The 9,077-nt window shown below is 71.0% G+C and carries 5 protein-coding genes; 3 read left to right on the top strand and 2 right to left on the bottom strand.

Going from position 1 to position 9,077, the window contains the following annotated elements; genetic code table 11:
- The first annotated feature begins 27 nt into the window (after positions 1-27).
- Positions 28-1,029: an ornithine carbamoyltransferase gene (gene argF, locus J0670_RS03765; protein ID WP_207809557.1), complete on the top strand. Its 1,002-nt coding sequence runs from the start codon at positions 28-30 to the stop codon at positions 1,027-1,029.
- Positions 1,030-1,109: 80 nt separating this feature from the next.
- On the opposite strand, the gene J0670_RS03760 is transcribed toward argF, so the two are convergent.
- Complete coding sequence (locus tag J0670_RS03760) at positions 1,110-1,643, bottom strand: superoxide dismutase family protein (RefSeq protein WP_243436487.1); 534 nt, start codon at positions 1,641-1,643, stop codon at positions 1,110-1,112.
- 507 nt (positions 1,644-2,150) lie between these two features.
- On the opposite strand from J0670_RS03760, the gene acnA reads away from it, so the two are divergent.
- Together acnA and J0670_RS03750 are read left to right on the top strand one after the other, a co-directional pair.
- A complete protein-coding gene (gene acnA / locus J0670_RS03755) occupies positions 2,151-4,796 on the top strand; it encodes an aconitate hydratase AcnA (protein WP_207809555.1) in 2,646 nt (881 codons plus the stop codon).
- A gap of 243 nt (positions 4,797-5,039) precedes the next feature.
- A complete protein-coding gene (locus J0670_RS03750) occupies positions 5,040-6,344 on the top strand; it encodes a glycoside hydrolase family 18 protein (RefSeq protein WP_207809553.1) in 1,305 nt (434 codons plus the stop codon).
- Between the two features lie 58 nt (positions 6,345-6,402).
- Here the strand turns inward: J0670_RS03750 and pepN are convergent, their stop codons facing one another.
- Complete coding sequence (pepN, locus tag J0670_RS03745) at positions 6,403-8,994, bottom strand: aminopeptidase N (protein ID WP_207809551.1); 2,592 nt, start codon at positions 8,992-8,994, stop codon at positions 6,403-6,405.
- Positions 8,995-9,077: the final 83 nt, after the last annotated feature.

Here is a 9,077-nt window from a genome sequence, read left to right as displayed (position 1 = left end):
TAGCCCCGTCACCCCCAGGAGCCCGGTATGGCCTTCAACCTCCGGAACAGGCACTTCCTCAAGGAGCTCGACTTCACGCCCCAGGAGTTCCGTTTCCTGGTGGACCTCGCCGCGACCCTCAAGGCGGCCAAGTACGCGGGCACCGAGCAGCCCCGGCTGCGCGGCAAGAACATCGCGCTGATCTTCGAGAAGACCTCCACCCGCACCCGCTGCGCCTTCGAGGTCGCCGCGCACGACCAGGGCGCCACCACCACCTACCTGGACCCGTCCGGCTCGCAGATCGGCCACAAGGAGTCCGTCAAGGACACCGCCCGGGTGCTCGGCCGGATGTTCGACGGCATCGAGTACCGGGGGCACGGCCAGGAGATCGTCGAGGAGCTGGCCGAGTACGCCGGGGTCCCGGTCTGGAACGGCCTGACCGACGAGTGGCACCCCACCCAGATGCTGGCCGACGTGCTCACCGTCACCGAGCACACCGCCAAGCCGCTCACCGAGGTCGCCCTCGCCTACCTCGGCGACGCCCGTTCCAACATGGGCAACTCGCTGCTGGTCACCGGCGCCCTGCTCGGCATGGACATCCGGATCGTCGCCCCTCGCGCCCTCTGGCCGGCCGAGGAGGTGCGCGAGGCCGCGCAGTCGCTGGCCGAGGAGACCGGTGCCCGGATCACCCTGACCGAGGACGTGGCCGAGGGCGTGGCCGGCGCCGACTTCCTCTACACCGACGTCTGGGTCTCGATGGGCGAGCCCAAGGAGGTCTGGGCCGAGCGGATCGAGCTGCTCAAGCCGTACCAGGTGTCCATGGACACCGTCCGGGCCACCGGCAACCCGGACGTCAAGTTCCTGCACTGCCTGCCGGCCTTCCATGACCTCGGCACGGCGGTCGGGCGGCAGATGCACGAGTCGACCGGCATGACCGAGCTGGAGTGCACCGACGAGCTGTTCGAGTCGGCGCACTCCATCGTGTTCGACCAGGCCGAGAACCGCCTGCACACCATCAAGGCGGTCCTGGTCGCCACCCTCGGCTCCTGACAGGCGACGCCGGGAGCGGCACCGGGAGACGCGTCGGTACCGGGAACGGCATCGGGACCGGCGCAGGGAGTCCGGGCGCCTCAGCGCTCCAGCTTGACGCAGGCCACCCGGTCGCCCGCCGCGTGCGGTCCGGCCGGTGTGCCCGCGTGCAGCACCAGCGAGCGCGCCTGGCCCGGCCGGGGCCGCCAGCCCACCGCCGCGGTGGCGGTGCCGTGGCCCCGCCCGTCGGTGCGCAGCACCAGTCGCAGCTCGTTGCGGTCGTTGGCGTACGCCGGGTCGGTGGACGGCTGCACCGGGTCGGGCGCGTCCTGGTAGTGCGGCCCGGAGGAGGCCGGGTCGGCCCCGCAGTCGCCGGTGTGCAGGTGTACGGGGAACTCGTGGTCGGGGGCGAGCCCGGTGACCGTCAGCCTGAGCGCCGTGCGTCCGGGCACCGAGCGGTCGGTGACGATCCGGGCGTGCGAGCCGTACGGCACCAGGTCCTGCGCGTAGCTGATGGCGGCCGGCGGGACGAAGGCGGTGGCCGGGTCGAAGTCCGCCTCCTGGACGGAGACCGGCGAGGCGGCGGGGGCGAGCAGGGCCAGCGGCAGCAGTGCGGCGGCGAGCGGTGCGGTCATCGGTCGGGCCTTCCACGGGCGGGGCGACGGTCGCCCTGCTAACGGCGCCGGGCCGGGAAGGACACCGCCGTCGCCGGTCCCCCTCGCCGGTCCCCCTCGCCGGTCCCCCTCGCCGACCGGCGGTTCCGGTGGTGAGCTTGTGGTGGTGCTGTCGTCGGCCGCCGTGGTCGCGGCGGGAGCGGTCCGGCTGGTCCGGTCGGTCCGGCCGGAGCGCGGGCGGTGCGCGGGCGGTGCGCGGGCGCTGCGGTCCGGATGCGTACGGGTGCGTCCGGACGGCCGCTGACCTGCGGATTCGCCGGTCGGGGCATGCCTGCGATGGTGATGGCGGCGGCATGCACTATGGTTTATCTCGACATCGAGATAACTGCCCCTTACGATATATCTCGACATCAAGATACTTGCCGAGAGGCGCTCGCCGGCGATGCGGGCAAGGTAAGCCTAAGTAAGGCTGACCTTACCACCGCGTGGCGGCCGGATACCGCACGAAGCACCCAGAAGGAGTCAGTCGTGTCCGCGAACAGCTTCGACGCCCGCAGCTCGCTGCAGGTGGGCGACGAGTCGTACGAGATCTTCAAGCTCTCCGCCGTCGAGGGTTCCGAGCGGCTGCCCTACAGCCTCAAGGTGCTGCTGGAGAACCTGCTCCGCACGGAGGACGGCGCGAACATCACCGCCGACCACATCCGGGCCCTCGGCAACTGGGACGCCGACGCCCAGCCGAGCCAGGAGATCCAGTTCACCCCGGCCCGCGTGATCATGCAGGACTTCACCGGCGTGCCGTGCGTGGTCGACCTCGCCACCATGCGTGAGGCCGTCAAGGAGCTGGGCGGCGACCCGGACAAGATCAACCCGCTGGCCCCGGCCGAGCTGGTCATCGACCACTCCGTCATCGCCGACAAGTTCGGCACCAAGGACGCCTTCACCCAGAACGTCGAGATCGAGTACGGCCGCAACAAGGAGCGCTACCAGTTCCTGCGCTGGGGCCAGACCGCCTTCGACGAGTTCAAGGTCGTCCCGCCGGGCACCGGCATCGTCCACCAGGTGAACATCGAGCACCTGGCCCGCACCGTCATGGTCCGCAAGGGCCAGGCCTACCCGGACACCTGCGTCGGCACCGACTCGCACACCACCATGGTCAACGGCCTGGGCGTGCTGGGCTGGGGCGTCGGCGGCATCGAGGCCGAGGCCGCCATGCTCGGCCAGCCGGTCTCCATGCTGATCCCGCGCGTGGTCGGCTTCAAGCTGACCGGCCAGCTGCCGGCCGGCACCACCGCCACCGACCTGGTGCTGACCATCACCGAGATGCTGCGCAAGCACGGTGTGGTCGGCAAGTTCGTCGAGTTCTACGGCGACGGCATCGGTGCCATCCCGCTGGCCAACCGCGCCACCATCGGCAACATGTCGCCGGAGTTCGGCTCGACCTGCGCGATCTTCCCGATCGACGCCGAGACCATCAACTACCTGAAGCTCACCGGCCGCGACGAGCAGCAGCTCGCCCTGGTCGAGGCGTACGCCAAGGAGCAGGGTCTCTGGCACGACCCGTCGCACGAGCCGGTCTACTCCGAGTACCTGGAGCTGGACGTCTCCACCGTCGTCCCGTCGATCTCCGGCCCGAAGCGCCCGCAGGACCGCGTCGTCCTGGCCGAGGCCGCGCAGAAGTTCGCCGAGGCGCTGCCGACCTACTCGGCCGAGGCCTCGAAGCCGACCGCCGTCACCGCCCCCGACGGCTCGACGTACGAGATCGACAACGGCGCGGTCGTGATCGCCTCGATCACCTCCTGCACCAACACCTCCAACCCCTCCGTCATGCTGGGCGCCGCCCTGCTGGCGAAGAAGGCCGTGGAGAAGGGCCTCCAGGTCAAGCCCTGGGTCAAGACCACCCTGGCGCCGGGCTCCAAGGTCGTCATGGACTACTACGAGAAGGCCGGCCTGCTCCCGTACATGGAGAAGCTGGGCTTCAACCTGGTCGGCTACGGCTGCGTCACCTGCATCGGCAACTCGGGCCCGCTGCCCGAGGAGGTCTCGGCCGCCGTCAACGAGTCCGACCTCGCGGTCGTCTCGGTGCTCTCCGGCAACCGCAACTTCGAGGGCCGGATCAACCCCGACGTCAAGATGAACTACCTGGCCTCCCCGCCGCTGGTGGTCGCCTACGCCCTCGCCGGCAACATGAACGTCGACATCACCCGGGACGCCCTGGGCAAGGACGCCGACGGCAACGACGTCTTCCTCGCCGACATCTGGCCGTCGGAGCAGGAGGTCGCCGAGGTCGTCGCCGGCTCCATCGACCAGGACATGTTCGACAAGGGCTACCAGGACGTCTTCGCCGGTGACTACCGCTGGCAGTCGCTCCCGGTCCCGACCGGCAACACCTTCGAGTGGGACACCGAGTCCACCTACGTCCGCAAGCCCCCGTACTTCGAGGGCATGGCCAAGACCCCGAGCCCGGTGACCGACATCGCCGGCGCCCGCGTCCTGGCCAAGCTGGGCGACTCGGTCACCACCGACCACATCTCCCCGGCCGGCAACATCAAGCCGGGCACCCCGGCGGCGCAGTACCTGACCGCCAACGGTGTCGAGAAGCGCGACTTCAACAGCTACGGCTCGCGCCGCGGCAACCACGAGGTCATGATCCGCGGCACCTTCGCCAACATCCGCCTGCGCAACCAGATCGCGCCGGGCACCGAGGGCGGCTACACCCGCGACTTCACCCAGGCCGACGCGCCGGTGTCGTTCATCTACGACGCCTCGCAGAACTACCAGGCCGCCGGCATCCCGCTGGTCGTCCTGGCCGGCAAGGAGTACGGCTCCGGCTCCTCCCGCGACTGGGCCGCCAAGGGCACCGCGCTGCTGGGCGTCAAGGCCGTCATCGCCGAGTCCTACGAGCGCATCCACCGCTCGAACCTGATCGGCATGGGCGTCCTGCCGCTCCAGTTCCCGGAGGGCGAGAACGCCGAGTCCCTCGGCCTGACCGGCGAGGAGACCTTCTCCATCACCGGCGTGACCGAGCTCAACGAGGGCCGCACCCCGAAGACCGTCAAGGTCAAGGCCGGTGACAAGGAGTTCGACGCGGTCGTCCGCATCGACACCCCCGGTGAGGCGGACTACTACCGCAACGGCGGCATCCTGCAGTACGTGCTGCGCTCGCTCATCGGCTGAGCTCCGCACTAGCGCCTGAAGGGGCCGGACCGCATCGTGCGGTCCGGCCCCTTTCGCGTGTGTTCCTCCGCGCCCGGCCTTTCGCGCGCCCGGCCTTTCGCGCACCCTGCCTTTTCGCGCACCCGGCCTTTTGCATAGTGCGCCGGATGCCGCTGCCCCCTTGTGCGGTGAACGGGAGATGGACTAAACCTCTGTGCCATCTGGTCCAGACCATTTGACGACGCCTCAGAGAACAGGTCCGGTATGCCCACTCGCGCCTCAGCCCTGCTCGCCGCCGCCACCGCCGCTGCGCTGCTCGCCGCCCCCGCCACCGCCAACGCCGCAGGCGGGCACGGCCCGAAGCTGAAGGGCCAGCGGGTCGGCTACTTCACGCAGTGGGGCGCCGACAGCTCCGCCAAGCGGGTCCAGGACTCCGGCCAGGCAGCCAAGCTCACCGTCGTCAACTACGCCTTCGGCAACGTCTCCGCCGACGGCACCTGCTTCGAGACCAACGAGGCCGGCCAGGGCGACGCCCACAACGACTACCAGCGCTCCTTCTCCGCCGCCGACTCCGTGGACGGCGTCGCCGACACCCCGGACCAGCCGCTGAAGGGCCACTTCAACCAGCTGCGCAAGCTCAAGGCGAAGAACCCGCAGCTGCGCACGGTCATCTCGCTGGGCGGCTGGACCTGGTCCAAGTACTTCTCGGACGCGGCCGCCACCGACGCCGCCCGCAAGAAGTTCGTCTCCTCCTGCATCGACCTCTACCTCAAGGGCAACCTGCCGGTCCTGCCCGGCTCCCCGGAGGGCGGCGCGGGCGCGGCCGCCGGCGTCTTCGACGGCATCGACATCGACTGGGAGTACCCGGGCGGCGGCGGGGACGACGGCAACGTGGTCCGCCCCGGGGACGGCCGCAACTTCACCCTGCTGATGCAGGAGTTCCGCCGCCAGCTGGACGCGCTGAGCGGCAAGAAGGGCAAGCACTACCTGCTCACCGCCGCCGTGGCCGCCAACGAGACCGTCGCCGACCGGCTCGAACTGCCCGAGCTGAGCGAGTCGGTGGACTGGCTGAACGTGATGACCTACGACCTGCACGGCCCGTGGGAGGGCAAGGGCCCGGCCAACCACCAGGCCAACCTCTACTCCGACCCCACCGACCCGGACGCCCGCCGGCGCAGCGCCGACACGGCCGTCACCCACTACCAGGAGCGCGGCATGCCGTCCGAGCAGCTCGTCCTCGGCGCCCCGCTCTACGGCCACGGCTGGACGGGCGTCGCCCCCGGCAAGCGCGGCGGCCTCTACCAGAGCGCCACCGCGGCCGCGCCCGACCACTCCTACGCGGAGATCAACGCGCTGCCGGGCAAGGTCTACCTGGACCGCGACCACGGCGCGTCCTGGAAGTACGACGGCACCAGCTTCTACAGCTACGACACCGCCGAGGTGCTCACCCAGAAGGCCCAGTACACGCGCTGGAACGACCTGGCCGGGGTGATGGTCTGGTCGCTCGACGGCGACGACGCCCAGGGCAGCGCGATCGCCGCCCTGGACCGCGGCCTGAACCGCGGCTGACGCCCGGAGACGCGCAGGGGCCCGCCGTGCCGAGCACGGCGGGCCCCTGCACGAACCGTCAGGCCCGGTCGCAGGCCTGCGCCCGCAGCGCGCGGGCCAGGTCGTCCCGGTGCTCCAGCACCAGGCGGCGCAGGGCCGGCGCGGCCTGCGGGTGGCCGTCCAGCCAGGCGTCGGCCTCGGCCAGGGTCTGCTCACTGGTCTGGGCGATCGGGAAGAAGCCCCCGACGAACAGCACCGCGGTCTCGATGCTCCGCTCGGCCCAGACCTTCTCCAGCAGCTTGAAGTACGGCGCCGCGTACAGGGCGGTCAGGTCGCGCTGGGCGGGGATCGAGAAGCCGGAGGCGTTGGCCCGGATCAGGGCGCTCGGCAGCTCGTCCGAGTCGATCACGGCCGACCAGGCGGCGGCCTTGGCCTCCGGCGTCGGCCGGGCGGCCAGGCACTGGGCGTACTGGCGCTGCCCGCCCGCGGTGTTGTCGGCGGCCAGCTCCGCGGCCAGCTCCTCGTCGCCGGCCTGCCCGGCGGCGGACAGCGCCAGCCACAGCGCCCAGCGCAGCTCCTGGTCGACCTCCAGGCCGTCGATCCTGGCGCTGCCCGCCAGCAGGCCGCGGACCAGGCCGAGGTGCTCGGCGCCGCCCGCGGTCTGGGCGAGGAAACGGGCCCAGGCCAGCTGGTGGTCACTGCCGGGGACGGCCTCGCGCAGCTCGCGCAGGGCGCCGTCGGCGAGCTGCCGGGCGCCCTCGGCGCGCCACGCAGGGTCGGCGTACAGGTCGACGGCGGTCCTGGCCTGGGCGTGCAGCGACTGCAGCACGCCGATGTTGCCCTCCTGACCGGCGAAGCGCAGCACCAGGGCGACGTAGTCGCGGGCCGGCATCAGACCGTCCCGGGTGAGGTTCCAGACGGCGGACCAGGCGAGCGCGCGCGCCAGTTCGTCGCGGATGTTGCCGAGGTCGGCGCGCAGGGTCTCCAGGGAGTCGGCGTCGAAGCGGATCTTGCAGTACGTCAGGTCGTCGTCGTTGAGCAGGACCAGGGCCGGGCGCGGGCGGCCGACGGCCTCGGTGATGACCGTACGGGCGCCGGTGACGTCGAGCTCGATCCGCTGGGTGCGCACCAGGGCGCCGTCGGCGTCCCGGTCGTACAGGCCGATCGCGATCCGGTGCGGGCGCACGCCACGCGACGGAGTCGCGGAATCGTCCGCAGCGCCCTCCTGCAGCACGGCCAGCTCGGTGATCCGGCCCTCGGCGTCGGTGGTGACCTGCGGGGTGAGCGCGTTGACCCCGGCGGTCTGGAGCCAGGCGGCCGACCAGCTCTTCAGGTCGCGGCCGCTGGTCTCCTCCAGCACGCCCAGCAGGTCGGCCAGTTCGGTGTTGCCGAAGGCGTGCCGCTTGAAGTAGCGGCGGGCGCCCTCGAAGAAGGCGTCCGGACCGACGTACGCGACCAGCTGCTTGAGGACGGAGGCGCCCTTGGCGTAGGTGATGCCGTCGAAGTTGAGCTTGGCGTCCTCGAGGTCGCGGATGTCCGCGGTGATCGGGTGGGTGGTGGGGAACTGGTCCTGCTCGTAGGCCCAGGCCTTGCGCTGGTTGGCGAAGGTGACCCAGGCCGAGGAGTGCCGGGTGCGGGCGCCGATCAGGCCGTAGGAGCCCATGAAGTCGGCGAAGGACTCCTTCAGCCACAGGTCGTCCCACCAGCGCGGGGTGACCAGGTCGCCGAACCACATGTGCGCCATCTCGTGCAGGACGACGTTGGCCCGGGACTCGTAGGCGGCGTCGGTGACCTTCGAGCGGAAGATGAACTCCTCCTTGAAGGTGACGCAGCCCGGGTTCTCCATCGCGCCGATGTTGTACTCCGGGACGAAGGCCTGGTCGTACTTGCCGAAGGGGTACGGGTAGTCGAACTCCTCGTGGAAGAAGTCGAGTCCGAGCTTGGTGACGCCGAGGATCTCCTCCGCGTCGAAGTACGGGGCGAGCGACTTGCGGCACAGCGCGGAGAGCGGGATCTCCAGGGTGGTGCCGTCGGCGAGCTCGCGGCTGTAGTGGTCGGTGGCGACGTGGTACGGGCCGGCCACCACGGCGGTGAGGTAGGTGGAGATCGGCTTGGTCGGCGCGAACTCCCAGGTGCGGGCGCCGCCCTCCTCGGTGACGTTCTCGTGCACGGCGTTGGAGCGCACGTCCCAGGCGGCCGGGGCGGTCACGGTGAAGCCGAACGAGGCCTTCAGGTCGGGCTGTTCGAAGTTCGCGAACACCCGGCGGGCGTCGGCCGGCTCGAAGTGGGTGTAGAGGTAGGTCTCGCCGTCCGCCGGGTCGACGAAGCGGTGCAGGCCCTGGCCGGTGCGGCTGTAGGCGCAGTCCGCCTCGACGGTGAGGACGTTCTCGGCGGCCAGCCCGTCGACGTGCACCCGGGCGCCGTCGTAGGCGGTGGCCGGGTCCAGGGAGCGGCCGTTGAGGGTGACCGAGCGGACGGCGGGGGCGAGCAGGTCGAGGAAGGTGCCGGCGCCGGGCTGGGAGCAGCGGAACGCGACGGTGGTGGTGGAACGGAAGGTCGCGGCCGCCGGATCGGGGGCCGTGGTCACGTCCAGCCGGACCTGGTAGCTGTCCACGGCCAGGATGCTGGCCCGCTGCTGGGCTTCGTCGCGGCTCAGGTTCTTGCCCGGCACGGCGGTACTCCTTTGTCCGGCTCGCACGGTGGTGCGTCTGTGGGTGGTGCGGGTCCGCGCGCGGTGTGGCCGCGCACGCGGAG

The organism is Streptomyces sp. FH025, from assembly GCF_017427025.1.
Classification (GTDB): Bacteria; Actinomycetota; Actinomycetes; order Streptomycetales; family Streptomycetaceae; genus Kitasatospora.
This window is presented reverse-complemented; position numbering and strand designations above follow the sequence as displayed.

Excerpts from the sequence above, each read along its gene's own strand:
- argF (WP_207809557.1), top strand. The coding sequence starts at position 28 with ATGGCCTTCAACCTCCGGAACAGGCACTTCCTCAAGGAGCTCGACTTC.
- J0670_RS03760 (WP_243436487.1), bottom strand. The coding sequence starts at position 1,643 with ATGACCGCACCGCTCGCCGCCGCACTGCTGCCGCTGGCCCTGCTCGCC.
- J0670_RS03750 (WP_207809553.1), top strand. The coding sequence starts at position 5,040 with ATGCCCACTCGCGCCTCAGCCCTGCTCGCCGCCGCCACCGCCGCTGCG.